Origin of the sequence: Nocardia sp. NBC_01009, from assembly GCF_045208035.1 — a bacterium.
Taxonomy (GTDB): domain Bacteria; phylum Actinomycetota; class Actinomycetes; order Mycobacteriales; family Mycobacteriaceae; genus Nocardia.
Map to the genome: position 1 here is coordinate 6,400,376 of NZ_CP108695.1, position 24,344 is coordinate 6,424,719.

Consider the following 24,344-nt stretch of genomic DNA (forward strand, 5'->3'; position numbering starts at 1 on the left):
CGATCCGTTGTCCGCATGAGCGGGCGGTAGCGGGAAATTCGTTTGCGATTTCCGGTCGGTGGGCGATGAGATGGTGGTCTCTGCATCGTCTGTATGGACATGTACCTCGTGGATGACACCGCGCCGGAAGGAACGAGCACCGTGGCCACCACTATCGGCCCATTACCGAGCCCGGCCTCCGAGCCGCTGGCCGGGCGGCGGGAGTGGATCGGGCTCGCGGTGCTGGCGCTCGCATGCCTGGTCTACGCGATGGATCTGACGGTTCTGCACCTCGCCGTGCCGATGATCAGCGCGGATCTCCATCCGACCAGCGCACAGCTGCTGTGGATCATCGATGTCTACGGCTTCATGGTGGCGGGCCTGCTCATCACCATGGGGACCTTCGGCGATCGGATCGGCCGGCGCAGGTTGCTGATGGTCGGTGCGGCCGCCTTCGCGGTGGTCTCGATCGTCGCGGCGTTCGCCCCGACCGCGGAGATTCTGATCGGCTGCCGTGCGCTGCTCGGCATCGCGGGGGCTACCCTCGCGCCGTCGACGCTGTCGTTGATCTTCACCATGTTTCGCGACGCCGGGCAGCGCTCGGTGGCCGTCGGCGTGTGGGTCGGTGCGTTCTCGGCCGGCGGCGCGGTCGGGTCATTGTTCGGCGGCGCGCTGTTGGAGAACTTCTGGTGGGGCTCGGTATTTCTGCTCGCTGTGCCGGTGATGGCGCTGCTTTTGGTGCTCGGCCCGAAGGTGTTGCCGGAGTTCCGCGACCCGAACGCGGGCAAGCTCGATCCGGTCAGCGCGGCACTGTGCGTGGCCACCATGATCGCCTTGGTCTTCGGCATGAAGAAGATTGCGCAGGACGGCATCGGCCCCGTCGCGCTGCTGGCGTTGTTCGGCGGCGGCAGCGTCGGCGCGCTCTTCGTGCGCCGACAGCTCACCCGCCGCGATCCAATGCTCGATCTGCGGCTGTTCCGGCTCGGCACGTTCCGGATCGCCTTGCTGATCAATATGATCGGCATCTTCGTCGCCTTCGGCTACTTCCTGTTCGTCGCGCAGTACTTCCAACTGGTCCTCGGTCTTTCACCGCTGGCGACCGGCGTGGTGATGGCCCCCTCGGGCCTCGGCTTCATCGTCGGCTCGCCGCTGGCTCCACGCATCGTCCGAGTGGTGCGCCCCGGCTATCTCATCGGTACGGGGATGGCGGCTTCCAGTATCGGACTACTGCTGATGCTGCACCTGTCGGTGTCCGGCGGCCTCGCGCTGGCAGTGGTCGCCTCGGTAATCATTTCCCTCGGCCTCGCCCCGGTATTCGGCATCACCACCGAGCTCATCGTCGGTTCGGCACCCCAGGAACAGGCTGGCGCTGCCTCCGGCGTTTCGGAGACGGGCGCCGAACTCGGTGGCGCGCTGGGCATTTCGATCCTCGGCAGCATCAGCATCGCGCTCTACCGCGGCGACCTCGCCGAGTCACTGCCCGCGGGATTGTCCCCTGAGGCCGGGCGCTCGGTGCGCGACACCCTCGGCGCCGCCACCGAGGTCGCCGCCAGCTTGCCGGAGCACATCGGCGATTCGGTCCTGCTGGCAGCGCGCGAAGCATTCCTGCACGGCGTGCATGTCACCGCGGGCATCGCTGCCCTTGCCGCACTGGCAATTTCGGTGATCGCGGTGGTTCGGCTGCGCCACATTCCCGCCGGCACACCCGAGCAGGACTGACCAGTCAGGTTCGCAGATCCTGCGCGAGCACCGCGATCGCTTCGGTGAGCCGAGCGCCGTCCGGCAGATTCTTGCCACGGGTGATCATCCACAGCACACCGAGCCCCTGGGTGAGCACGAAATACAGCTCGGCTATCGCCCGCGCGACGTCCTGATCCAGTTCGGGATGTGCCTGCTGGAGCGCATGCGCGATGTCGGCGTAGGCGCCGGTGAGGCTGTCGGTCATGAATTCCTGTGACTCCGGTGTGCGCGCGACGCGCAGCAGGTTCTCCAGGCTTGCCAGCATCCCCTCGCGATTGTTCTCCAACACCTCCGGCATGCCGTCCCACATCTGAGCAAACGCCTCCAGCAGCGGTTTGCCGGTGGTGTCGCGGATCAGCGCCTCCATGCTGTCGCCGATGCCGCTGCCGAGCGCCTCCGCCAGCGCCTCGGTGATCAGCCGCTCCTTGGAGCCGAAGTGGTAGCCGATCGCAGCCAGGCTCACCCCCGCCGCCGTGGCGATATCTCGTGCGGTGGTCTTCGCGACCCCGCGTTCCAAGATGGCCTTACGTGCTCCTGCCAGTAGATCTTCTCGGTTTCCCATGCTTTCCACCATACAACGTCTAAGACATGCGTACTAGACGCATGTGCCATAATTGTGTTAGACATTCGTCTGATACGAATGTCCTTCAGAGGGGAACTGGGATCATGAGCACCACCCGCACACTTCACGTCCTCGTCAGCGGCGGCGGAATCGCAGGCAACGCCGTGGCACTGCAATTGCTGCGCGCAGGCATCCGCACCACCGTGGTGGAGCGGGCACCCGAGCCCAGGCCCGGCGGCCAGGCCGTCGACCTCCGCGGGCCGAGCCGCGAGGTGGCCGAACGGATGGGATTGATGCCGGGCATCCGCAAATACCAGCTCGACGAGCGCGGCATGGCCTATGTCGACGAGAACGGCAGAGAGTTCGCGCGGATGCCCGCCGAAATGTTCGATGGCAGAGGCCCGATCGCGGAAATCGAGATCACCCGCGGCGACCTGAACCAGGTGCTGCTCACCGAACTCGCCACGGCGGGAGCCGAACTCGACTACCGCTACGGTGACTGGATCGAGGAACTCGAACAGAACGACACCGGTGTCGAGGTGAGCTTCGCGTCGGGTGCCACCGAACGCTTCGATCTCCTCATCGGTGCGGACGGCGTGCACTCGGCAACACGGCGGCTGGCGTTCGGTCCGGAAGAACAGTTCACGACCTACCTCGGCGGCTACACGTCCTTCTTCACCATCCCAACGCCCGCCGGCACCGAGCCGGGCTGGTTCACGATGCACTCGGTCCCCCGCGCGGCGGTCGGGATCCGCCCGGACGCCGACCCCGCCACCTCGAAGGCGATCATCACGCTGCGGACCGCGGCCGACCCAGCGCTGCGTCGCGATGTCACCGCACAGCACGAGCTCATCCGGACCATGCTCGCCGAGGCGGGCTGGGAGACACCGGCGGTACTGTCCGCGATGGCGACGACGCCGGACTTCTACTTCGACGAGTTGGCGCGCGTCAACATGCCGTCGCTGACGGCAGGGCGGGTCACCCTGCTCGGCGACGCGGGTTTCTGCGGCTCCCCGATGACCGGCATGGGCACCGCTATGGCCATCGTCGGCGCCTACGTGCTGGCCGGCGAAATCGCCGCAACCCCGGACGATCTCGCCGGCGCGCTGGCCCGCTACGAGACCGTCGTCACGCCGTTTCTCGCCAAAGCCAAGGCACTGCCCGGCGGTGGCATCAAGATGATGCTGCCCAACTCGCGTCTCGGCACCAAGATGGCCCGCGCCAGCATGAAACTGATGACCTCACGCTTGTGCAAGCCGCTGGTCATGAAGATGATGACCGACACCGACGACTACGCGCTGCCGATGTACTGAGCCTCCAGCCGGGCGGCCCCACGACGCTCGCTACGCTCGCAGTGTGCGGCAGCAGATCATCATGGACGTCGATACCGGGATCGATGACTCCCTCGCGCTGCTCTATCTGCTGGCCTCCCCGGAGGCCGATATCGTCGGCATCGCCGCGACCGCGGGCAATGTTCCGGCAGCACGCGTGGCGGCGAACAATCTCGCGTGGCTGGATGTGTGCCGAGCGCCCGACATCGAAGTCGCGCTCGGCGCTACCGAGCCGCTGGCCATCCCACTGCGCACCACCGAGGACACACACGGGCCGCAGGGCGTCGGCTACGCGGAACTGCCGGAATCCGCACGTTCGCTTTCGCGCCGCTCGGCCGCCCAGATGTGGGTCGAGCTGGTACGCGAGCGCCCCGGGCAGATCGTCGGCCTGTGCACCGGACCGCTGACCAATCTCGCGCTCGCCCTTCGCGTCGAGCCCGAGTTGCCCCGGCTGCTGCAGCGACTGGTCATCATGGGCGGCGCGTTCAACCACCCCGGCAACACGACGCCGACCAACGAATGGAACGTGCACGTCGACCCGGAGGCGGCCAAAGAGGTCTTCGATGCCTTCTCGGCCGCGCCGCCCGACCGCCGACCGATCGTGTGCGCGCTCGATGTCACCGAGACCATCGAGATGCATCCCGTCCACCTTGCGCTGCTGGCCGAACGCGCAGGCAGCCTGCCGGTCGAGCAGGTGTCGGACACCGATTCGCCCGAGGCTCGCTCTGGCACGAGCAACCCCATCGTGCGCCACCTGACCGACGCGGTGCGGTTCTACTTCGACTTCCACCGCACCTACGACCAGGGGTACCTGGCACATATGCACGACCCGTTCGCGGCGGCGATCGCCCTCGACCCCGCGCTCGCCGCCACCCGTCCGGCAACGGTCGATGTCGAACTGATCGGAACGCTCACCCGCGCAACCACGGTGGCCGATTGGGCCGGGATGTGGGGCCGGGAACCCAACGCCGACATCGTGATCGGCACCGATCCCGCGGCGTTCTTCGACCGAATGATCACCAGGATCGGCGATTACGCCCGAGCCGTTTACCCGCCAATGACACCCGAGGATGCGTGATGATCGGCGACAGCAACGACGACAATTCCTATCTCGCCGATTTCTGCACCCGGCTGGATCTGCCCGGAATCATCGACGTGCACACACATTTCATGCCGGAGCAGGTGATGCGCAAGGTGTGGGCATACTTCGATTCCGCGGGTCCGTTGACCGGCAAACCATGGCCGATCGCCTACCGCGACGACGAGCAGGTCCGACTCAAAACGTTGCGCGGCTTCGGTGTTCGCGCCTTTACCTCGCTGGTGTACCCACACAAACCGGATATGGCGGCGTGGCTCAATGAATGGACCGCCGACTTCGCCGATCGGACCCCGGACTGCTTGCACACCGCGACCTTCTACCCCGAACACCACGCCGCGAGCTACGTCGAGGCGGCCATCGAGCGCGGCGTCCGGGTATTCAAGGTGCACATCCAGGTCGGCGACTTCCATCCCGCCGATCCTTTGCTCAATCCGGTTTGGGGGCTGATCGAGGACGCACAGATCCCGGTCCTGATCCATTGCGGTTCCGGGCCCGCGCCCGGGGAATACACCGGACCCGAACCCATAGCCGCACTGCTGCAACGTTTCCCGCGGCTGCAGCTGATCATCGCCCACATGGGCACACCGGAGTATTCCGAATTCCTTGATCTGGCACAGGATTACGACGGAATCCGCCTCGACACCACCATGGTGTGGACCGACTTCAGCGAGGCCGATTCACCCTTCCCCACCACCGAACGCGGCAGGCTGCACGACTTCGGTGACCGCATCCTCTTCGGCAGCGACTTCCCGAATATTCCCTACCCTTACGGTCATTCGATCTATGCGCTGGAGCGGCTCGAACTCGGCGACACCTGGCTGCAGCAGGTCTGCTATCGAAACGCCGGCCGGCTTTTCGGGATCGAATGACCGTCGAAGTCGTCAGACAGATGCGACGGTGAACCTGGTCCTGGAGTGCGCCGGACGCTCGGCCTCATCGAGGAGCGCGACCGCGAAATCCTCCATGGAGATCGTCGAGATCCCCTCCGCGCCTGCGAGCAGTTCGTCGGCGCCGAGCCGGTAGGCGCCGGTTCGCTGCCCCGGCACCAGTTCGGCGGGCGGGCTCACGTAGGTCCAGTCCGCGTCGGCGTCGGCGCGGCAGATCGCCAGCTGATCGGCGCACGCCTGCGCGATCGGCTGCAGATCGGCCGGGAAATCGGGGATCTCGTGCAGCATCGCACCGTCGGTGCCCGGCACGGTCAGGGTGGATGCGCCTCCGACGACCAGCAATCGAACGCCGGTCCGCGCCGAACCGGCCAACAGCACCGTGGTGAGCGCGGGCAGTTCGTGTTCACGACCCGACGCCGGTCGCGTCGCGGTGATCATCACATCCGCTGCGGCACCGAGCATCTCGACGTCGGCCGGATTCGAGGCATCGCCGGTGCGGAGCTCCGCTCCGGAAGGCACCGCTGCCGCGCGCGCAGGGTCACGAACCACTGCGACGACCTCATGACCTCGCGCGAGCGCCTCGGCCACCACCCGGCTACCCACGTCACCCGCCGCGCCGAACACTGTGATGCGCATGATGTCTGCCTCCTCCGGGCCATTGCCCGCCGCGATTTCTTAGCCCTAAGAAACATAGCTTAGCGATAAGCAAAATCTCTATGAGATAACTCACCGCTGAGATATTCGCTAGGCTGCAGAGGTGGCCGATCATGTCGAACAGGTGCTCATGCAGTGGCAAGCACAACGCCCTGACCTGGACGTCTCCCCGATGGCAGTCTTCGGACGGCTCAGCAGGCTTTCCCAATTGGCCGGCGCCGAACTGCGCAAAACCTTTGCCACACACGGACTCGACGCCGCATCGTTCGATGTGCTCGCCACGCTGCGCCGCAACGATCCCCCACACTGCCTGACCCCCACCGAGCTCATGCGCTCCGCCATGGTGACCTCCGGCGCGATCACCCAACGCCTGGACCGCCTGGAGGAGCGCGGCCTGGTGAGCCGCGCCCGCAACGAGCACGACGGCCGCGGCATCCTGGTGACACTCACCGAGGCCGGGCGCGAAGTCATCGACGCCGCGCTCCCCGACCACGTGGCGACCGAACAACGACTACTGACGCCGCTGTCCGACGCCCAACGCGATGCGCTCGCCGAAACGCTGCGCACACTGCTCGAAACCTTCGGCGATACCACCTGATTCGGCACGCGCCACCGGGTTCACGGTGGCGGCCGGATTGCTCAGTCGGCCAAGTCGATCCGAATCGTCAGCAGGTTGGTGCCGAAGGCGCGGACCATCGCGCTGTTCATGCGCGGCAGCCTGGTGAGTCGAGCAACGGCTCATCCTTAGGCATCAGGTACGCGATGCCGTCGTGCCATTGGTTCTGATGCGCACGCGCCGCGGCGGCGCGCGAACTCGCCACCGCGCTGACCGCCCAGCTGCGTGCAGAGCGGGGTTTGGTTCACTCAGAGACATGAGCGATCTTTTCGTCAAGATCTGCGGCCTGCGCACCGAACAGGATGTGGACACCGCGGTGGCGGCCGGGGCCGACGCGATCGGCTTCGTTTTCGCGGCGAGTCCACGTCAGGTCGACACAGCGACCGCCCGCCGACTCGCGCAGCGCGTGCCCGCGCACGTGCTGACCGTTGGGGTCTTCCGCGACCAGTCCGTCGACGAGGTCGTGCAGGCGACCCGAGACAGCCGAATCCGCGCCGTCCAACTGCACGGCGACGAGGGCCCGGAGTACTACGCGGCGCTGCGCGCGCCCGGCCGCACCCTCATCCGCGCCAGCGCCGCCACTCAGGTGCCCGTCCGATGCGGCGAGCTCGGCGAAGACCTCCTGCTCCTCGACGCACCGGATCCGGGCTCGGGTCGGCCGTGGAACTGGGCCTCACCGGAGTTCACGGTGCCGACCGGCCGGTGGCTCCTGGCAGGCGGCTTGCACCCCGGCAACGTCCGTCATGCCGCCGAAGCGACCGGAGCGTGGGGTGTCGACGTGTCGAGCGGGGTGGAAAGCGAGCGGGGCGTGAAGTCCCCGGACCTGATCCGCGCCTTCCTCGCAGCGGCGCGCGGATAGCCAGGCTCAGGCCTGCCCAGCAGTGGGCTGCACTGCTGGCGAGGGTGCACGTCTACTTCACCGATCTACTTGGTCATGCCTTATCGGGCCACCGGCAGAGACACCGCTCTGCACGGCGCGGACGCCGACGACTTCGATATCACGCGCCCAACAGCCAACCGCCACATGGCATTCGGCTACGGTCAGGTGCGCGACTCGCCGATGTGACTGCCGAAAAGAGTCTCTGGCCTCTTGTTCGCCGTCTACCTGTCTGCGAAAGTGATGGCCCGTCAGCACGATAGCGGAAGTGGGCGAACTCGACGGTGATGTCGCTGCTGTGGATCATGTTGCCTTACAGCGCCTTTCTCTCTTTCGCCGTAGGCCACCTATGGCGACACCGACGCGACCGATTCCGCTCCTACCTCGCGCACCAGGACATGGACCGCGCACAACGCCTCGGATCGATCGTGTTTCCGCTCGGTTTCGGCATCGTGGTTGCGGCACGCATTACCGACATGATCTCCGCCGGAGCACACAGCCGCCCCGAGGGCACCATCTATGTCGCCATCCTCGTCGTCGAAATGATTGCGGGCGTGCTGGCGGCGACGGGCGCGGTGTTGCTGTTCGTTCCCGATCTGATCGCCAGCCCCGCTCGGCCCGCGACCACCTGGGTGGACCGCATGACAGTGCCGGTCTTGGTCGCGGGCCTATTGTCCGGCGTGATGATCAGATTCGACCCGAACTCCTCCGACAACGGATACCGGACCGCCGAATCGCTGTTCGCCTGGTTCCGCTCGCTGTTCACACTTCATCCGAACCCCGAGGCCATGCAACACGCCCCGCTGATCTATCAGGCTCGCGGCCTTATCCTGTTGCTGCTCATCGCGATGTGGCCCTACACCCGCCTCGCCGGGATCTTCGCGGGCCCGGTCATCCGGTTGTCCCTGCGCAGCAGGCACCAGTTCCGGCGACCTTTCGGGACACGAACAGCACCGGACCATTGAGCACCCGCATCGGCCGGGGCGGATGCCATTCCACCGCAGCAGAACCATGCTCAGCCGTGACGTCTGTCGCCCATCACCAGTTCACCGAGTTGTGCTTCGGATTCGGGCGAGAACGGGTCCTGCCGGGCCCGATATGCGGCAACGGCTTGCCTGGTGTCCTCGGCGACCAGGTCGGCGTTGATCTGGGCCGCGGTGGCCGCGCCTGCCGCCGCCGCGGCACCCACCTGGGCGGTCAAGTCGGTGACGTTGCCTGCTACCCACACTCCGGGCGTTTCGGTGCGGCCGGTGGGGTCGGCGGGCAGAAATTCACCCATTCCCGACGGATGCTGCGACGGATGCAGTCCGAGCGAGGCGAGCATGGCCACCCGGGCAACCATCCGCGATTGGATTGCCAGCGCGGTTCGACGGACCACGGTGCCGTCGCTCAGTCGCACTCCCGCGAGACGGTCCTCGACCACTTCCAGGGCGGCGACCTCGCCCTGCACCACCTTGATGCCGCGGGCCGCAAGTTGCTCGGCATCCGAGCCGGTCGGCGGCGGCATGGTGTGCGAGAAGAATGTGACCTCGGCGCTCCATTGACGAAACAGCAAGGCCTGATGCACCGCCATCGGACCGCAGGCAAGCACACCGATGGCCTGGTCGCGGACCTCCCAGCCGTGGCAGTACGGGCAGTGCACCACATCCCGGCCCCACCGCTCGCGCAGGCCGGGTAGGTCAGGAAGCTCGTCGAGCAGCCCAGTGGTCACCAGCAGCCGACGCGCCCGCACCGACCTGCCGTCGGCCAGCGTCACCAGGAACCCCTCGGCCTCGCGGCCGACCGCGCCGACCTCCCCGGCGACGACATGTCCGCCGTAGCCGCGGACCTCGACCCGACCGCGCTCCAACAATTCGCCCGGCACAATCCCCTCCCGCGCCAGCAGCCCGTGCACGCCCGCGGCCGGCGCGTTGCGCGGGGTGCCCGCATCGATGACCACCACCGTCCGCCGTGCTCGGGCCAGCATGAGCGCTGCGCTCAACCCCGCAGCGCCACCGCCGACAATCACCACGTCATAGCCATCACTCAGCCGATCGGTCACCATGACCACCTCCTCGGTTCCACCATGGGAGACAACACACGATTTCGGCAAGATTGTTTGCCAATATGGCAAACTGGAGGACATGGACGGCGACCTCGATCACACACTCGACGCAGTCGGCCCCCGGTTACGCGCATTACGCCGGCAACGCGACATCACCCTGGCCGACCTGTCGACAGCGACCGGCATCTCGGTGAGCACCCTGTCCCGACTGGAATCCGGCAGCAGGCGACCGACCCTCGAACTCCTGCTGCCCTTGGCCAGAGCGCACGGCGTCACGCTCGACGAACTCGTCGACGCGCCACCCACCGGCGACCCCCGCATCCACCTGCGTCCGGTCACCCGCCACGGCATGACCATGCTGCCGCTGACCCGCCGGGCAGGCGGCATCCAGGCCTACAAGCTGGTGATCCCCGGCGGCAGGCACCGCATCGAGCCCGACCCGCAGACCCACGAGGGTTACGAATGGCTCTACGCCCTCAACGGACGGCTGCGGGCAATCCTCGGTGAACACGATCTGGTACTCACGCCCGGCGAAGCGGCCGAACTCGACACCCGCGTACCGCACTGGTTCGGCGCCGCCGACGCCGAACCTGTCGAGTTCCTCAGTCTGTTCGGCAAGCAGGGTGAACGCGCACACCTTCGGGCCGGCCCGAAGACAACCCGCCGAGCCGAACAGCCCGACTGACGAATGGCACGCACCTCGCACCGACGGCAGTGCCGCACCCGCCTCGAGCGGTAGGCTCGGCCAGATGCATGTCGTCGTCATCGGTTCGGGGATCTCGGGTCTCTCGACAGCGGCCGAGTTGCTCCGCGCCGAGCACGAGGTCACCGTCGTGAGCGCGGAACCGATCAGCGCCACGACGTCGTTTCTTGCTGCGGCCGTATGGTTTCCGACTGCGGCGGGTCCGGCCGACCGTGTCGGCGCGTGGAGCATGCAGACATTCGCTCATCTGGAAGCCCGCGCCGCCGCCGATACGCCCGGGGTGCGCATGTGCGAATCGCTGGCGCTGTATCGGAGCGAACCCCCGACGCCCATCTGGTCGGGCACCGTGCGCGCCTTCCGCGCCGCCGACAACGACGAGCTCCCGCCCGGCTATGGGTTCGGGTTCGGATTCGCCGTTCCGCTCGTCGAGATGCCCGTGTTTCTGCCGCATCTTCACGACGAAGTCGGCGCGGCAGGAGCGCGGTGGATCCGGCGCTTGGTGCGCCGACTCGATGATGTCACCGACCTGGCACCGGACGTCGTGGTCAACTGTGCCGGATTGCGTGCAGGAGAACTGGTCGACGATCCGACCATCTATCCGATTCGCGGGCAAATCGTTCGAGTGACCAACCCCGGGCTGACCGTATCGGTCCGCGACGAAGCGCATCCGCTCGGTCGTGCGTACGTCCACCCGCGCGAAAACGACTGTATCCTCGGCGGCTCCCTCGATGCAGACGAGTGGGACCTGACGCCGAATCCCGCACTGACACAGTCGATCCTGGATAGGTGCCGCGATCTCGCCCCGCAACTGGCCGACAGTCGGGTGATCGAAACGCTTGTCGGCTTGCGGCCGGGCCGCGGCGAGGTTCGACTCGAGCTGGACCGCTCCACCCCAACACCCGTGATCCACAATTACGGTCACGGCGGATCCGGCATCACCATCGGTTACGGCTGCGCACGCGAGGTCGCGGCGATCGTCGACGGCCTCTGACCACACATCCTCGACGAGGAATACCGTGAGCACCCCCGGCGACCCCACCCGGCCACGAGCGCCATCGAGAACCGCACCTCGTCGTACGGCTGTCCGATCGCCTGGCAGTAACCTAGGCCGCGACCGAGCACGTGCCCCCCGTCGACCCTCAGCTGTCGAAGGCGTCGAGTATCTCTTCGGCGGCCAGTGCTGCGGTAAGAGTGCCGTCGCGGACCTGTTTCTCCACTTGGGCCCGAATGGCTTTCACGTTCGGGTTGTCCGCGAGGCGGCGCAACAACTGGTCATGAACCATGGTCCAGGTCCAGTCGATCTGCTGGCGGCGGCGCTTCTCGTCGAATTCCCCTGCGTCGGTGAGAACTCGGCGGTGTTCGAGGACAGTATCCCAGAACTTGTCCAGGCCGTGGCCTTCCAGACCGCTCATGGTGAGAACCGGTGGGCGCCATAGCGCGTCGTGCGGGTGGATGAGGCGCAGCGCGCCCGCCAGTTCACGGGCGGCGGCCTTGGCTTCGAGTTCGTGCTTGCCGTCGGCTTTGTTCACCGCGACCAGGTCGGCGAGTTCGAGGACACCTTTCTTGATGCCCTGCAACTGATCTCCGGTCCTGGCCAGGGTCAGGAAGCAGAAGACGTCGACCATATTGGCGACCGTCACCTCGGACTGGCCGACGCCAACGGTCTCGACCAGGATCACGTCGTATCCTGCGGCTTCGAGCAGGACGATGGTTTCGCGCGTCGCCTTGGCGACGCCACCGAGGGTGCCCGCCGTCGGTGACGGGCGGATATAGGCATTGCGCTCCAACGACAGTCGTGCCATGCGGGTCTTGTCGCCGAGGATGGAGCCGCCGGTCCGGGTGGAGGACGGGTCGACCGCCAGTACCGCGACGCGGTGCCCCTTGCCGATCAGATCCATGCCGAGCGCGTCGATGAAGGTCGACTTGCCGACACCCGGAACACCGGTGATACCGACACGATTCGAGACCACGACGTTCTCGGAGCCGGCCTCGGGAGTCAGCTGCAGCAGCAGTTGCTGCGCCAGGGCCCGGTGATCGGCCCGTGTCGATTCGACCAACGTGATCGCCCGCGCCACGGCGGCCCGCTCGTTATTGCGGACCGCCTCGGCGAGTGCGTCGACGTCGATGACGCGTCTGCTCATTCGGCGCTGGTGGAGTCCACAGCGCCGCTACCGATCTCGTGTCCGAGCTCGGCTGCGAGCTTCTTCAACAGACCGATCGCCGCGTCGGCGATGACGGTGCCCGGCGGGAAGATGGCCGCCGCGCCTGCCTCGTACAGCTCATCGAAGTCGCCGGGCGGGATGACGCCGCCGACGATGACCATGATGTCGGGCCGCCCGACATCGGCCAGTGCCTGCCGCAGGGCGGGCACCAGCGTGAGGTGGCCTGCCGCGAGCGAGGACACACCGACCACATGCACGTCGTTGTCGGCCGCCTGCTGCGCCACCTCTTCCGGAGTCTGGAACAGCGGACCCACATCGACGTCGAAGCCGAGGTCGGCGAAGGCTGTTGCGATCACCTTCTGACCTCGGTCGTGCCCGTCCTGGCCCATCTTCGCGACCAGGATGCGGGGGCGACGGCCTTCCGCCTCGGCGAACTCCTCGACCAGATCGATCGCCTTGCTGATGTTGGTCACCTTCCCGGCCTCGTCGCGGTACACACCGGAGAGCGTACGGATCTCGGCCTGGTGGCGGCCGTACACCTGCTCCAGTGCGTCGGAGATTTCGCCGACGGTGGCCTTGGCGCGCGCCGCGTCGATGGCCAGCGCGAGCAGGTTGTTCTCCATGCCGCCCGCGGAGGAGGCTGCCGCACGGGTCAATTCGGCCAGCGCCCGGCGGACCTCCGCCGAATCGCGTTCGGCGCGTAGCCGTTGCAGCTTCTCGATCTGCTCGGCGCGCACCCGCGAGTTCTCGACCTTGAGCACCTCGACCTGCTGGTCCTCTTCGACCTGGTACTTGTTGACGCCGATCACCGGCTGCTGGCCGGTGTCGATACGCGCCTGGGTGCGGGCAGCGGCTTCCTCGATGCGCAGCTTCGGGATGCCCTCGCCGATGGCCTGCGCCATGCCGCCGTGTGCTTCCACCTCGGCGATATGGGCGCGGGCCCGGTTGGCCAGCTGATGGGTGAGCCACTCGACGTAGTACGAGCCGCCCCACGGGTCGATCGGCCGGGTCGTGTTGGACTCTTGCTGAATCAGCAGCTGGGTGTTGCGTGCGATGCGGGCGGAGAAGTCCGTCGGCAGCGCGAGCGCCTCGTCGAGGGCATTGGTGTGCAGCGACTGGGTGTGCCCCTGGGTCGCGGCCATCGCCTCGATGCAGGTACGCGCCACATTGTTGTAGGCGTCCTGCGCGGTGAGCGACCAGCCCGAGGTCTGCGAATGGGTGCGCAGCGACAGCGATTTCGCGCTCTTCGGCTCGAACTTCGCGACCAGCTCGCTCCACAGCAGACGTCCGGCCCGCAGCTTGGCGACCTCCATGAAGAAGTTCATGCCGATGGCCCAGAAGAACGACAGCCGCGGCGCGAACTTGTCGACCTCCATGCCCGCCGCGATTCCGGCGCGGATGTATTCGACACCGTCGGCGAGGGTGTAGGCCAACTCCAGGTCGGCGGTCGCGCCCGCTTCCTGAATGTGGTAGCCGGAGATGGAGATCGAGTTGAACTTCGGCATCTTCGCGCTCGTATAGGCGAAGATGTCGGAGATGATCCGCATCGAGGGCTTGGGTGGATAGATGTAGGTATTGCGGACCATGAACTCCTTCAGAATGTCGTTCTGAATGGTTCCGGCCAGCTGTTCCGGTGTCACGCCCTGTTCTTCCGCCGCCACGACATACAGCGCGAGGATCGGCAACACCGCACCGTTCATGGTCATGGAGACGCTGACCTGGTCGAGCGGAATGTGATCGAACAGCTGACGCATGTCGAGGATGGAATCGATGGCGACGCCCGCCATTCCGACGTCACCCTGGACGCGCGGATGGTCGGAGTCGTAGCCACGGTGGGTCGCCAGGTCGAAGGCGACCGACAACCCCTTCTGCCCGGCCTGCAGGTTGCGGCGGTAGAAGGCATTCGAGTCGGCGGCGGTGGAGAAGCCTGCATACTGACGAATAGTCCACGGCTGGTTGACGTACATCGTCGGGTACGGGCCGCGCAGGAACGGTGCGATACCGGGCACGCTGTCGAGCGGATACCCCTCCGCTGCAACGGCATCCCGATCGGCTTTGGTGAACACCGGTGGCACCTCGATGCCTTCCGGCGTCGACCACACCAGCTGCTCGGTGGCGTAGTTGTTCGCCTCGGCCGCCCCCTGAACGAAGGCATCGACCTGTGCGGCGTCCACCGCGGCGGGTTCCGCGGGATGCTCGGCCAGCGGCACATCGGCGAAACTGCCGATCACGTGCTTGATTTCGCGAGTGGTCATCAGGCTCCTACTTTCTCCAGCAGGCCGGATAGGGCAGCGACCGCGTCGATACGGGCCGCGAGGTAACCGTCCGGGCGCTGCGCGCCGCTCAGCTCCGCGACTGCCTGCGGCGAGCCTGCCAGCAACACCGTGTCGACGCCGGCGGCACGCAATGCCCCGACCGCCGCGCCCGCATCAGTGCCGTAGCGCTTGTCCGAACCACACAGCACCGCAATCGTGGCACCGGATTCCGTTGCTGCCGCGCCGATTCCGTCTGCCGCAAGCGGACCGGGATTGATCGACTCGATGCCGCCGGAGGCCAGCAGGTTGGCGATGAAGGTGACCCGCACATTGTGCTCGGCCACCGAGCCGAGCGGCACGAGCAGCGCACGCGGTCGGGAGCCCTCGGCCGCCAGGTAAGCGTCCGAGCGATTGCGCAGCGCCTCGAACCTGGCTCCGTAGCGGGCGATCCGCGATTCCTGACGCGCGGCCTCCGACAGCGGCTGTTCGGCCAGGTTCGGGAACTCGTTCACCCCGGTGACAGCGGTCTTGCGGTGCGCGACATCGGAATCCCGTGCCGCCCTTGTCGCGGCAATCCGCTCGGCGAGCAGACCGGAGTCCAACGCGGCCAGGTAGCCGCCCGCGGCCTCGAGCTCCTGCATGAACTCCCACGCCTTCGCGGCGAGCGCGGCGGTGAGATCTTCGACGTACCAGGAACCGGCGCCCGGATCCTGCACGTGACCAATGCGTGATTCCTCGAGCAACAACAGCTGCGTGTTGCGAGCCATGCGGTCGGCGAACGGCTTGGAGACGCCGAGCTCGCCGGCGGGCAGGGCCGAATCGAACGGCAGCACCGTCACGGTGTCCGCACCACCGACACCCGCACCGAACGCGGCGAGCGTGGTGCGCAGCATATTCACCCACGGGTCGCGCTGGGTCATCATCGCCGCAGAGGTCACGGCATGCTGGGGCGCACCACCGAACGCGGGCGCGCCGCAGACGTGCGCGACACGGGCCCAGAGCTGGCGGGCCGCACGAAGTTTCGCAATGGTGGCGAACTGGTCGTCGGTCGCGGCGAAGCGGAACTCGATCTGACCCAGCGCATCCGCGATGTCCTGCGTCTCGGTGAGGGCACGTAGATACTCCACACCGGCTGCCACCGCGGCGCCGAGTTCCTGAGCGTCCGAGGCGCCCGCATCGTGGAAGACGGTGCCGTCCACGGTGATTGCGCGGACGGTCTCGGCCCGAGCGATTGCCTGCTCGGCCAGGCCGAGCGCCTCGGCCAGGTCGACATCGGCGGTCGACGCGAAGCGGCTGGTGAGCGGGGCCGCCCCGAGTCCGACCTGGATGTCCGCGCGCGCGGACAGCTCGTAGCCATCGAGAACAGTGAAGATCTGTGTGGCAGCGGCGGTAGCCGCACCACCGGCGTCCAACGTCAGCGGAGCCAGCTCGAACAGCATCCCCGACAGGGCCGCGGGCAGTTCGGCCACCGGCACGCCGCGCTCAGCGACGCCGAGCCACACCGCGCTGATGCCATTCGCCAGACCGAACATGATCTCGCGGTTCGCCGCCGCGGCATCGTGTGCGCCTACGTAGGCGCTCACGTACCAGCCACGGTTCACGTCACGGGTCGCATCCCGGCCACGCACGAACGGGAAGGCGCCGGGCAGCGGCTGTTCCGGCCGCTCGTCACGGCGGGTGTAGAGCGGGTTGACCGTCAGCCCGTCGTAGGTGGTTTCCGCGAGCAGCCGCTCGGGCTCGTCGGGAAGATCGGCGGGGTCGATCTTGCGGGCCTTCGCCAGCACCCCGGCCACGCCCTTGCGCCATGCGGCGTATTCGGGCACCGGATCCGCCGTCGGATCTGAAGCAATCGCCATAGCTGCTTTTCCTCTTCCACTCGATTACGGGCGCACCCATTGTGTGCGCCCGATACCGTCGTATTCGCCCAGCTCAGCGAGCACTTAGGTTAACGAGCATTCGTCCCGTTTCCTTTGATGCTAGCGGGAGGTATCCGGTCGGTTGAGCGTGGCCGCCACTACCAACCGGTAACCTCGCACGGGTGACCAGATTGATCCGTGACCCGCGTATCGTCGCGCTGCTCGTCGGCGGCGGCGTGCTATTCGTCGCGGCGATGCTGGTCCCGCTACCGAGCCCGCAGCAGATGCAGCAGTGGGCGAGCACGGTCGGTCCGCTCTTTCCACTGCTGTTCTTCGTGGTGCACGCACTGGTCACCGTAGCGCCGGTGCCGCGCACGGTGTTGACGGTGAGCGCCGGGGTGCTCTTCGGTCCCGCACTCGGCATCGCGCTCGCGGTCTCGGCCACCACCGTCAGCGCCGCCCTGGCGATCCTGCTCGTGCGCGCGCTCGATCGGGACCGAGTGGCGGCGCACCTCACCCACCCGGCCGTGCGCGCCATCGATGATCGCCTGGAACGCCGCGGCTGGCTGGCCGTCGGTTCGCTGCGGCTGATCGCGTTCGCGCCGTTCTCGGTGATCAACTATTGCTGTGGGCTGTCCTCGATCCGGTTCTGGCCCTACATGGTCGCCACTGTCGCCGGCATCCTGCCCGGCACCGTGGGCACCGTCATCCTCGGCGACGCGCTCACCGGCGGCACTCATCCCGCCATGTTCGTGGTGTCGGCCGTCTGTATTGCCGTCGGGATCGTCGGCCTCGTCGTCGATGCTCGATGGACGCAGACCCACGAATCCGCCCCCGCAGCGGCTGCCCCCGCGCAGGTCTCGGTGTCCGAGTAGGGCACCAACGACGGCACAGCGCGTCAGTCCACGGTCAGCTCGATCGGCACCGCGAACACGTCCACCATCGCTCCGTTGCGCAGCACCGTCACCGGTAGCGAGACCCCGATCGCGTCGGCGAACAGTTGACGTTGAATGCCTTGCGCATCACGCACTTCCGAGCGCGCCACGCTGAGCACCAGATCACCGCGGCGCAATCCGGCATGGTTGGCGGGACCGCCGCGTACCACCTCCACGACGCGCACGCCCGCAGGCTGCCCGGTACGCGCGGCGACATTCGCCGGCAGCGGCGCGGGCACCCCGACCAGACCGAGGTAGGCCCGGCGCACCCGCCCCTCGCTGAGCAAGGTGCTGATGATGCGCCGGGTCGTCGTGTTGATCGGAATCGCAAGGCCGAGGCCGACGCCCGCCACCGCGGTATTCACCCCGACCACTCGACCCGACGAATCTGCCAGCGCACCACCGGAATTGCCGGGATTCAGTGCGGCGTCGGTCTGGATCACGTCCTCGATCACCCGCCCCGCCCGCCGCGACGCGACCGGCACGGCACGGCCGAGCGCACTGATCACGCCCGCGGTGACCGAGCCCGCCAACCCCAGGGGACTTCCTACCGCAACCACCAGCTGGCCGACGACCAGCTTGTCGGCGTCGCCGAGAACGACCGCGCCGGGCGCTCCGCCACGGGCCCGCAGCACCGCGAGATCCGACAGCGGATCGATGCCGACAACGTCGATCCGCGATTCCACTCCGTCGGCGAAGACCACCTCGCCATTACTGGCCGAGCCGACGACGTGCGCGTTGGTCAAGAGGAAGCCGTCGTCGGTGAACACCACCGCCGACCCGGACCCCCGCCGCGTCCGCACGCTTGCCACGTGCGGCGTCACCGATGCCGCGACCGCGATCACTGTCCGCGAATAGGCGTCCATCGCAGCATTTTCCGTCCGCTCTGCCGAGGACCGAATCGACTCGTCGTCCACGACGGCCCCCATCCTGCTGCCCGACTCATAACCTGCCCTCACCAGGATGCGCCTTTCGCAGCCGATTGCGCACCCTGTTCGCCTCCGGCGCAATCGGCGAATGCCCGGCCGCCGACGAGGTCAACGCGCCGATCCGTGCAACACGCGGTGAAACCCTGCTCGGCACGCTCGAGCAGGAGTGCGGTCAGCGGCGGGCCCTGTGTCGTTGTGCCCGCGCTTGCACCATACGGCGCAGCTCATCGTCGATGCCAGGGTGACTCCGCCGCGCCCTCGTGCCGCGGATCGGGATCCGATTACGGCGACGGCACACGGTCCAGGAAGCCGTATACACCGACAATGCGCCCGTCCGGTGCCAGCGTGATCACATCCGAGCCGGCGACCGGCGCGCTCCCGTCGGCCACCGAGACCAACTCCCACGAGAACCGAGCGGTGTCATGATGCCCGTCCACAGCGCCGACCACACGGAACTCGAAACCGGGGAACTGCTGCTGCACGCCCCCGATCGCCGCGGCCAGATCCCCATGCCCGCTGACGTCGGCAAGCGGATCGGTGTAGGACCCGTCCTCGGTCCATGCGGCGGCGACCGCCGCGGCGCGTGCCTCGTCGTCGGTGGCATTCCACGCCGTGAAATACCGGCCCACCGCATCCTCATACTGCGACATGCTGAATTCTCCTCTGCCGTAACAGTTTTGGTCCTCCAGTTCGATTGCTCGAACCGGATGCCTCAACCATGCCCGGTTCCGGTCGGCGAGTCGATTACGCCGGAGGTAATGATTCAGCGCGCGCCCGAGTAGGTGCGGCAGACACTGGCAGACACCGCCATCGAGCACGACATTGTCGTATCCGATGGCGGTGTCGCGCAGGTGATCTCAGCGTTCGGCTACCAGCTCCGGGTCCGGCTCACGATCGTCGGCCTCCGCCATCACCGCTTCGCCGCGGGCGACCATGCCCGCCTCATCGGAGAGTTTCAGGTGCGGAATGAACAACGCGAGCAGCAAGGCGAGCAACGCGCCGGGGATCAGGTACCAGAAGCCGGGTACGAGGGCGTCGACGTACGCACCGACGATCGCGTCGTGCAGGTTGTCCGGCAAGTGCTTGACCACCGACGGCACCAGCGCGCCCGAATCGAGTTTCGACGCCGCCGCCTCCGGCCCGTGCGCTACGAACACCTCGGTGAGGCCGTCGGTCAGCCGACTGGTGAAGATGGAGCCGAAGATCGCTACCCCGAGCGCCCCGCCCATTTCCCGGAAGTAGTTGTTGGCACTGGTTGCGGTGCCGATCTGATTGGGCGCCACGGCATTCTGTACGACGAGCACGATGATCTGCATGAGCAAGCCGAGTCCGGCGCCCATCACGAACAGCATCGCCGAAACAACCCACATCGCGGTATTCGCGTCCAAGCGGGTCAACCACAGCATGTCGAGGGCGATCAGCGCCGCACCCAGCGGCGGGTAGGCCCGGTATCGGCCGGTCCTGGTAATCGCGGCCATCGAGGTCATCAGGGTGAGCATCAGCCCGACCATCATCGGTATCAACAGCAGGCCGGAGACCGACGCGGAGGCGCCGGTAGCCATCTGCAGGTAGGTCGGGATGAAGGCGAGCGCCGCGAACATCACGAGACCGACCAGGAATCCGATCACCGAGGTCAGCACGAAGGTCCGGTTGCCGAACAGCCATAGCGGCAGCATCGGCTCCTCGGCGCGCGCCTCCACCATCACGAACGCAGCGACCACGACCACGAGCGCGGCCATCATCGTCACGATCACCGTCGAACCCCAGGCGTACTGCTTGCCACCCCAATCGGTGATCAAGATCAGCAGCGTGGTCGTCGACGACATCAACACGACACCGAGATAGTCGGGCCGGCTTTCGGGCCGGTGGCTGGGGATGTTCAGATAGCGGAATGCGATGACCAGCGCCGCGATTCCGATCGGCACGTTGATCCAGAAGCACCAGCGCCAGTCGAGATGGTCGGCGAAGAAGCCGCCGAGCAGCGGGCCCGCGACCGAAGTGATGCCGAACACAGCGCCCATCGGAGCCATGTACTTGCCACGATCCTTGGCAGGCACGACATCCGCGATGATGGCCTGCGCCAGGATCATCAGGCCGCCACCACCGACACCCTGCAGCCCGCGGAAAACGATGAACTCCCAGAAGCCCGTCGAGGCGGCCGCACCGATCGAGGCGGCGGTGAACACTGTGATCGCGAACAGAAAAAGCCAACGCCTGCCGAACATATCGCCGAATTTGCCGTAGATCGGCATCACGATGGTGGTGGCGAGCAGATACGAAGTGGCGGTCCAGGCCATGTGGGAGATGCCGCCCAGATCGCCGACGATGGTCGGCATCGCGGTGCCGACGATCATCTGATCGAGGCTGGCCAGGAACATCCCCGCGATCAGCGCGGAGAAGATCAGCCAGATCCGCTTCTGGGTCAGGACAATAGGGGTAGGCGGCGAATCAGCAGCCGTCGTGGTCATCGACATGTCTCCTTTTCGAGCCGGCCGGCTGGTCGAACAACCGAGCAGCCATTGCACAGTGATTGCGTATTGCAGTCGCCAGTGACCCGGTCGGGTCATCGGCCAAGGACATCACCGCCCCGGAGGTGATGGTCGTCACGAGTCCCGCTGTGAGCGCGGCGAATTCGGGTGTTGCCGCAGCGCCCATCCGCGCCGTCAGAAGTTCGCCGATGGCGGCCTCCAGCCGGACACCGGAGGCGACGAAGGCCGCTAACACCCTCGGCTCGGTCTTGATGATCTCTGTCACCAGCGAGATGCCTTCGCGCACTTCGCTTTCCGGCTCGAATCCCCAGGCGAACAGCCAGGTGAGATCGTCGATGAGGACGCCGGTCGGACCGCCCGCGATGAACTGCTCCCGCAGTTCCGGTGTGCCGATCTCGCCGACCGGGCCGACCACCGCGTCCATCTTCGTCTCGTAGTAGTTGAAGAACGTGCGAGGCGAGACCCCGACCGCCTTCGCGATGTCATCGACGGTCGTCGCGTCGAGCCCATGCTCGACCGCCAAACGCCGTGCGGCGAGGCTGAGGTCGATGAGGGTCCTGCGCTTCTTCTGCTCGCGCAGCCCCATCGGTGGCGCGTCGCGCTTCGCCTGTGACATGCCAGATAATTTAGCACGATCTGCAATATTTCATAAACTGCAATATCGGTCCGGCCGGCAGCCGATCATGCTGCGCAGCGGCCATCGATAGGTCGGAGCAGATACCGTGGCAGGAAAGACAGTCCCGCGAGAATGTGGTGCGGTAGTGAATCTGTTGCTCACCGGAGCGTTCGGCAATATCGGCTCACACGTGCTCGCCGAGCTGCTGCGGCGCAAACATGAGGTCCGCTGCTTGGCCGCGCGCACACCCGCGGACGAGCGACGTGCGGCGCGATTCGTGTCCGTCACCGATGTCCGCTGGGTAGACATCCGTGACGCGGGCGCGGTCGCCGATGCTGTGGCCGGTGTCGAGGTGGTGCTGCATTTCGCGGCACTGATTCCACCGGCCAGCGACGACGATCCCGAGTACGCCAGGCAGGTCAATGTCGAGGGCACCGCCAACGTGATCGCCGCCTGCCGCGCACAGTCGAAATCGCCCCGGCTGATCTTCGCGTCTACCTTCGACGTGCACGGTCGCACGCTGGACAAGCCGCCGCCGCGCCACGTCGAGGATCCGCTACGGGCCACCGATGCCTACAGCAGACACAAGATCGAGGGCGAGGCGCTGGTGCGGCGCAGCGGACTGACCTGGTTCATCCCGCGTTTCGCCGACGTGCCGATCATCGGCGTGCGCAAGGCAGAGCCGATCATGTTCGAGATCGGCCTCGACAACCGGATCGAGGTGCTCCACCCCGCGGACGCCGCGTTGGCCATGGCCAACGCATTGGAGACCGAACTGGTCTGGGGCACAACGATGTTTATCGGCGGCGGCACCTCGTGCCAGGTCACCTACCGACAGTTCGTCGCCGGTGTCCTCCGTGCGATGGGGCTGCGGATGCTGCCGGAGTCGGCGTTCAGCGACAAGACCTACGCCACCGACTGGCTCGACACCGAGGCGAGCCAGCGGATGCTCTGGTATCAGCGCTGCGACTTCGACACCATCACCGCCGATATCGCCGCGACACTCGGCTGGAAGCGCCACTTGATGCCGCTGAGCCGCCCGTTCGCCGAACGCGCGATGCTCCGACTATCGCCGTACTACGCCGAGGCCGCGGGCGGCTCGTGAGCGAATCCATCAACGACCGGACTGTGCGGCCACGGCAGGTTTGCGCTGCAACCCCTTTCGATCGTAGAAGCGCGTGACCACAGCGCCCCCCAACAGCCCGATGGCCAAGCCGAGCACCGCCATCCCGGTGCCTCGGTACAACCCGGCCGCACCGTTGGCGTTGAAGTACAGAATCGACCGGACGCCGAGGAAGACCTGGTGCATCGGCTCGAAAGTAGCCAGCCAGGCGAAGTATTCCGGTGTGGCTTCGATGGGGACGGTGCCACCGGAAGACGGCAGGCCCAGAACGATGAACAGGATGAGGTTGACCAGCAGGCCCGCGGTGCCGAAAGCGGCGAGCACCGACAGCGCGGTGACGCCGACGGCCAAGATCGCGAGCACGCAGTAAAGGAACAGAGCCAACGGGTGGTCTAGCGGCACATCCAACAGCGTGGCGACGCCGAGGAAAAGTGCCGAGACGATGGGTGCGGTGATGGCCAGGATCGCCCACTTCAGCAGCAGGGTTCGGAACCGGGATATCGGGGCCGACGGATAGTGCACGTACCACGGCCCGTACTCGGTCGGCGCGAATCCCAATGCGGAATCGGTCATCGAGTGGATCGTCATTGCGCCGGTGAAGCCCGCGAGCAAGACCAGCAGCGTGTAGAAGAACGCGGACAGACCCTGTCCGGTGCCGTCGGGCAGCGGGCGATACGGCGCGACCACCACCTGGATCGGATGGGCGAGCATCAGTTGGCTGGCGCCCGCAAGCTCGGTCCCGGGCGTGCCTGGGCTCGGCTGCAACCTGGCGTGCACGGTATCGATGAGTTGCTTGCCGACTGTTTCGTCGACCCTGCTCAATGCTTCATCGGCAATGCGCTGCATGACCGCGGTGGCGAAGCTGCCGGCGCGGGGGTTCGTGTGCACGGTGATCACGGGCTGCTCGACGGCTCCCGGCACGACACCGGCGGCGCCGAGAATTGCCAGCCGTTTGGTGAAATCACTGGGTATGACGATGGCGCCGTAAGCATGCCCCTGCCGTAGCTGCCGCTGAGCTTCGGCGAATCCGACGACATGCAGGTCGATCTTGTCGGACGGCAGGTTCGCGACCAGCGCCTCGGTGATCTGGTTGCCCACGTTGGCCGGCTTGTCACCGAGGACGTCGCCGTCGTCCTGATTGACGAGCGCGACCGGGAAATCGTGCAGGTTCTTCGTGGGATTGACCACGTACGCGAGATACATCGTCGCCAACAGCGCCATGAGCAGCGTGACCACGGCGATCGGGGCGATCCAGCCCCGCAGCCGCAGGTGGCGGACAGGTCGATCGGCAGGCTCGTCAGTCGTCATGGGCGAACCGTAATCCGTGCCGGCCACCGGTGCCTGCCTACCTGGCGAGTCCGCCTTTCCGATGGCTGCACGACCGACAGTCTGTTGTCCTGGCGGTTACACAATCGTGAACGGAATATCCAAATTGACTCATCGACGGCCGGTATCCGCGTACGCTGCGAGGATGCTGGCCGCTTCAC

At 66.6% G+C, this 24,344-nt stretch carries 22 protein-coding genes; 11 read left to right on the forward strand and 11 right to left on the reverse strand.

Annotation, left to right across the window (positions count from 1 at the left end; all coding sequences use genetic code 11):
* Window positions 1-99 precede the first annotated feature (99 nt).
* Window positions 100-1,698, forward strand: a complete 1,599-nt coding sequence (locus OHA42_RS28625) for an MFS transporter (RefSeq protein WP_406239657.1) — start codon at window positions 100-102, stop codon at window positions 1,696-1,698.
* Window positions 1,699-1,702: 4 nt separating this feature from the next.
* Here OHA42_RS28625 and OHA42_RS28630 read toward each other — a convergent pair whose 3' ends face one another.
* Window positions 1,703-2,281, reverse strand: a complete 579-nt coding sequence (locus tag OHA42_RS28630; protein ID WP_406230898.1) for a TetR/AcrR family transcriptional regulator — start codon at window positions 2,279-2,281, stop codon at window positions 1,703-1,705.
* 104 nt (window positions 2,282-2,385) lie between these two features.
* Between OHA42_RS28630 and OHA42_RS28635 the strand changes: the two genes are divergently transcribed.
* The 3 genes from OHA42_RS28635 to OHA42_RS28645 all read left to right on the forward strand — a co-directional run bounded on the left by OHA42_RS28635 (window position 2,386) and on the right by OHA42_RS28645 (window position 5,580).
* The gene (locus OHA42_RS28635) at window positions 2,386-3,594 is read left to right on the forward strand and encodes an FAD-dependent monooxygenase (protein WP_406230899.1); all 1,209 of its coding nucleotides are present in this window, start codon (window positions 2,386-2,388) and stop codon (window positions 3,592-3,594) included.
* 61 nt (window positions 3,595-3,655) lie between these two features.
* The gene (locus tag OHA42_RS28640) at window positions 3,656-4,690 is read left to right on the forward strand and encodes a nucleoside hydrolase (RefSeq protein ID WP_406239659.1); all 1,035 of its coding nucleotides are present in this window, start codon (window positions 3,656-3,658) and stop codon (window positions 4,688-4,690) included.
* Window positions 4,690-5,580: an amidohydrolase family protein gene (locus tag OHA42_RS28645; RefSeq protein ID WP_406230900.1), complete on the forward strand. Its 891-nt coding sequence runs from the start codon at window positions 4,690-4,692 to the stop codon at window positions 5,578-5,580. Before OHA42_RS28640 ends, OHA42_RS28645 begins: the two co-directional genes overlap by 1 nt.
* Before the next feature lie 12 nt (window positions 5,581-5,592).
* Here OHA42_RS28645 and OHA42_RS28650 read toward each other — a convergent pair whose 3' ends face one another.
* The gene (locus OHA42_RS28650) at window positions 5,593-6,234 is read right to left on the reverse strand and encodes an NAD(P)-dependent oxidoreductase (protein WP_406230901.1); all 642 of its coding nucleotides are present in this window, start codon (window positions 6,232-6,234) and stop codon (window positions 5,593-5,595) included.
* Window positions 6,235-6,355: 121 nt separating this feature from the next.
* Here OHA42_RS28650 and OHA42_RS28655 point away from each other — a divergent pair, with 121 nt between their 5' ends.
* The 3 genes from OHA42_RS28655 to OHA42_RS28665 all read left to right on the forward strand — a co-directional run bounded on the left by OHA42_RS28655 (window position 6,356) and on the right by OHA42_RS28665 (window position 8,710).
* Window positions 6,356-6,850, forward strand: coding sequence for a MarR family winged helix-turn-helix transcriptional regulator (locus OHA42_RS28655; RefSeq protein ID WP_406230902.1), 495 nt, complete (start codon window positions 6,356-6,358; stop codon window positions 6,848-6,850).
* Between the two features lie 274 nt (window positions 6,851-7,124).
* Window positions 7,125-7,727, forward strand: a complete 603-nt coding sequence (locus OHA42_RS28660; protein ID WP_406230903.1) for a phosphoribosylanthranilate isomerase — start codon at window positions 7,125-7,127, stop codon at window positions 7,725-7,727.
* Between the two features lie 323 nt (window positions 7,728-8,050).
* Window positions 8,051-8,710, forward strand: coding sequence for a respiratory nitrate reductase subunit gamma (locus OHA42_RS28665; protein WP_406239660.1), 660 nt, complete (start codon window positions 8,051-8,053; stop codon window positions 8,708-8,710).
* Window positions 8,711-8,760: 50 nt separating this feature from the next.
* On the opposite strand, the gene OHA42_RS28670 is transcribed toward OHA42_RS28665, so the two are convergent.
* A complete protein-coding gene (locus OHA42_RS28670; RefSeq protein ID WP_406230904.1) occupies window positions 8,761-9,789 on the reverse strand; it encodes an NAD(P)/FAD-dependent oxidoreductase in 1,029 nt (342 codons plus the stop codon).
* Window positions 9,790-9,868: 79 nt separating this feature from the next.
* On the opposite strand from OHA42_RS28670, the gene OHA42_RS28675 reads away from it, so the two are divergent.
* Complete coding sequence (locus tag OHA42_RS28675; protein WP_406230905.1) at window positions 9,869-10,474, forward strand: helix-turn-helix domain-containing protein; 606 nt, start codon at window positions 9,869-9,871, stop codon at window positions 10,472-10,474.
* A 64-nt stretch (window positions 10,475-10,538) separates the two neighbouring features.
* Window positions 10,539-11,483: an FAD-dependent oxidoreductase gene (locus tag OHA42_RS28680; protein WP_406230906.1), complete on the forward strand. Its 945-nt coding sequence runs from the start codon at window positions 10,539-10,541 to the stop codon at window positions 11,481-11,483.
* Window positions 11,484-11,631: 148 nt separating this feature from the next.
* Here the strand turns inward: OHA42_RS28680 and meaB are convergent, their stop codons facing one another.
* From meaB to OHA42_RS28695, 3 genes are read right to left on the reverse strand one after another with little or no spacing between them, the layout of a single operon-like run.
* Window positions 11,632-12,633 (reverse strand): methylmalonyl Co-A mutase-associated GTPase MeaB, encoded by a 1,002-nt coding sequence (gene meaB, locus OHA42_RS28685; RefSeq protein ID WP_406230907.1) that lies wholly within the window; start codon window positions 12,631-12,633, stop codon window positions 11,632-11,634.
* On the reverse strand, window positions 12,630-14,909 hold the full coding sequence (gene scpA, locus OHA42_RS28690; protein WP_406230908.1) for a methylmalonyl-CoA mutase: 2,280 nt from the start codon (window positions 14,907-14,909) through the stop codon (window positions 12,630-12,632). Before scpA ends, meaB begins: the two co-directional genes overlap by 4 nt.
* On the reverse strand, window positions 14,909-16,765 hold the full coding sequence (locus OHA42_RS28695; protein WP_406230909.1) for a methylmalonyl-CoA mutase family protein: 1,857 nt from the start codon (window positions 16,763-16,765) through the stop codon (window positions 14,909-14,911). Before OHA42_RS28695 ends, scpA begins: the two co-directional genes overlap by 1 nt.
* Before the next feature lie 182 nt (window positions 16,766-16,947).
* Between OHA42_RS28695 and OHA42_RS28700 the strand changes: the two genes are divergently transcribed.
* The gene (locus OHA42_RS28700; RefSeq protein WP_406230910.1) at window positions 16,948-17,640 is read left to right on the forward strand and encodes a TVP38/TMEM64 family protein; all 693 of its coding nucleotides are present in this window, start codon (window positions 16,948-16,950) and stop codon (window positions 17,638-17,640) included.
* Window positions 17,641-17,663: 23 nt separating this feature from the next.
* On the opposite strand, the gene OHA42_RS28705 is transcribed toward OHA42_RS28700, so the two are convergent.
* From OHA42_RS28705 to OHA42_RS28720, 4 genes are all read right to left on the reverse strand, one after another.
* Complete coding sequence (locus OHA42_RS28705) at window positions 17,664-18,566, reverse strand: S1C family serine protease (RefSeq protein WP_406230911.1); 903 nt, start codon at window positions 18,564-18,566, stop codon at window positions 17,664-17,666.
* 344 nt (window positions 18,567-18,910) lie between these two features.
* On the reverse strand, window positions 18,911-19,279 hold the full coding sequence (locus OHA42_RS28710) for a nuclear transport factor 2 family protein (protein WP_406230912.1): 369 nt from the start codon (window positions 19,277-19,279) through the stop codon (window positions 18,911-18,913).
* A 207-nt stretch (window positions 19,280-19,486) separates the two neighbouring features.
* On the reverse strand, window positions 19,487-21,097 hold the full coding sequence (locus tag OHA42_RS28715; RefSeq protein ID WP_406230913.1) for an MDR family MFS transporter: 1,611 nt from the start codon (window positions 21,095-21,097) through the stop codon (window positions 19,487-19,489).
* Window positions 21,078-21,734: a TetR/AcrR family transcriptional regulator gene (locus tag OHA42_RS28720; RefSeq protein ID WP_406230914.1), complete on the reverse strand. Its 657-nt coding sequence runs from the start codon at window positions 21,732-21,734 to the stop codon at window positions 21,078-21,080. Before OHA42_RS28720 ends, OHA42_RS28715 begins: the two co-directional genes overlap by 20 nt.
* Before the next feature lie 106 nt (window positions 21,735-21,840).
* On the opposite strand from OHA42_RS28720, the gene OHA42_RS28725 reads away from it, so the two are divergent.
* On the forward strand, window positions 21,841-22,839 hold the full coding sequence (locus OHA42_RS28725) for an NAD-dependent epimerase/dehydratase family protein (RefSeq protein ID WP_406230915.1): 999 nt from the start codon (window positions 21,841-21,843) through the stop codon (window positions 22,837-22,839).
* 9 nt (window positions 22,840-22,848) lie between these two features.
* Here the strand turns inward: OHA42_RS28725 and OHA42_RS28730 are convergent, their stop codons facing one another.
* Entirely contained in the window at window positions 22,849-24,165 is a 1,317-nt protein-coding gene (locus tag OHA42_RS28730) for a YhgE/Pip domain-containing protein (RefSeq protein WP_406230916.1), read from the reverse strand.
* Window positions 24,166-24,344 lie beyond the last annotated feature (179 nt).

What these genes read in the sequence shown, in the direction of transcription:
- OHA42_RS28625 (WP_406239657.1), top strand. Translation starts at nt 100, where the DNA reads ATGTACCTCGTGGATGACACCGCGCCGGAAGGAACGAGCACCGTGGCC.
- OHA42_RS28630 (WP_406230898.1), bottom strand. Translation starts at nt 2,281, where the DNA reads ATGGGAAACCGAGAAGATCTACTGGCAGGAGCACGTAAGGCCATCTTG.
- OHA42_RS28635 (WP_406230899.1), top strand. Translation starts at nt 2,386, where the DNA reads ATGAGCACCACCCGCACACTTCACGTCCTCGTCAGCGGCGGCGGAATC.
- OHA42_RS28640 (WP_406239659.1), top strand. Translation starts at nt 3,656, where the DNA reads ATGGACGTCGATACCGGGATCGATGACTCCCTCGCGCTGCTCTATCTG.
- OHA42_RS28645 (WP_406230900.1), top strand. Translation starts at nt 4,690, where the DNA reads ATGATCGGCGACAGCAACGACGACAATTCCTATCTCGCCGATTTCTGC.
- OHA42_RS28650 (WP_406230901.1), bottom strand. Translation starts at nt 6,234, where the DNA reads ATGCGCATCACAGTGTTCGGCGCGGCGGGTGACGTGGGTAGCCGGGTG.
- OHA42_RS28660 (WP_406230903.1), top strand. Translation starts at nt 7,125, where the DNA reads ATGAGCGATCTTTTCGTCAAGATCTGCGGCCTGCGCACCGAACAGGAT.
- OHA42_RS28665 (WP_406239660.1), top strand. Translation starts at nt 8,051, where the DNA reads ATGTTGCCTTACAGCGCCTTTCTCTCTTTCGCCGTAGGCCACCTATGG.
- OHA42_RS28670 (WP_406230904.1), bottom strand. Translation starts at nt 9,789, where the DNA reads ATGGTGACCGATCGGCTGAGTGATGGCTATGACGTGGTGATTGTCGGC.
- OHA42_RS28675 (WP_406230905.1), top strand. Translation starts at nt 9,869, where the DNA reads ATGGACGGCGACCTCGATCACACACTCGACGCAGTCGGCCCCCGGTTA.
- OHA42_RS28680 (WP_406230906.1), top strand. Translation starts at nt 10,539, where the DNA reads ATGCATGTCGTCGTCATCGGTTCGGGGATCTCGGGTCTCTCGACAGCG.
- meaB (WP_406230907.1), bottom strand. Translation starts at nt 12,633, where the DNA reads ATGAGCAGACGCGTCATCGACGTCGACGCACTCGCCGAGGCGGTCCGC.
- scpA (WP_406230908.1), bottom strand. Translation starts at nt 14,909, where the DNA reads ATGACCACTCGCGAAATCAAGCACGTGATCGGCAGTTTCGCCGATGTG.
- OHA42_RS28695 (WP_406230909.1), bottom strand. Translation starts at nt 16,765, where the DNA reads ATGGCGATTGCTTCAGATCCGACGGCGGATCCGGTGCCCGAATACGCC.
- OHA42_RS28705 (WP_406230911.1), bottom strand. Translation starts at nt 18,566, where the DNA reads ATGGACGCCTATTCGCGGACAGTGATCGCGGTCGCGGCATCGGTGACG.
- OHA42_RS28710 (WP_406230912.1), bottom strand. Translation starts at nt 19,279, where the DNA reads ATGTCGCAGTATGAGGATGCGGTGGGCCGGTATTTCACGGCGTGGAAT.
- OHA42_RS28715 (WP_406230913.1), bottom strand. Translation starts at nt 21,097, where the DNA reads ATGACCACGACGGCTGCTGATTCGCCGCCTACCCCTATTGTCCTGACC.
- OHA42_RS28720 (WP_406230914.1), bottom strand. Translation starts at nt 21,734, where the DNA reads ATGTCACAGGCGAAGCGCGACGCGCCACCGATGGGGCTGCGCGAGCAG.
- OHA42_RS28730 (WP_406230916.1), bottom strand. Translation starts at nt 24,165, where the DNA reads ATGACGACTGACGAGCCTGCCGATCGACCTGTCCGCCACCTGCGGCTG.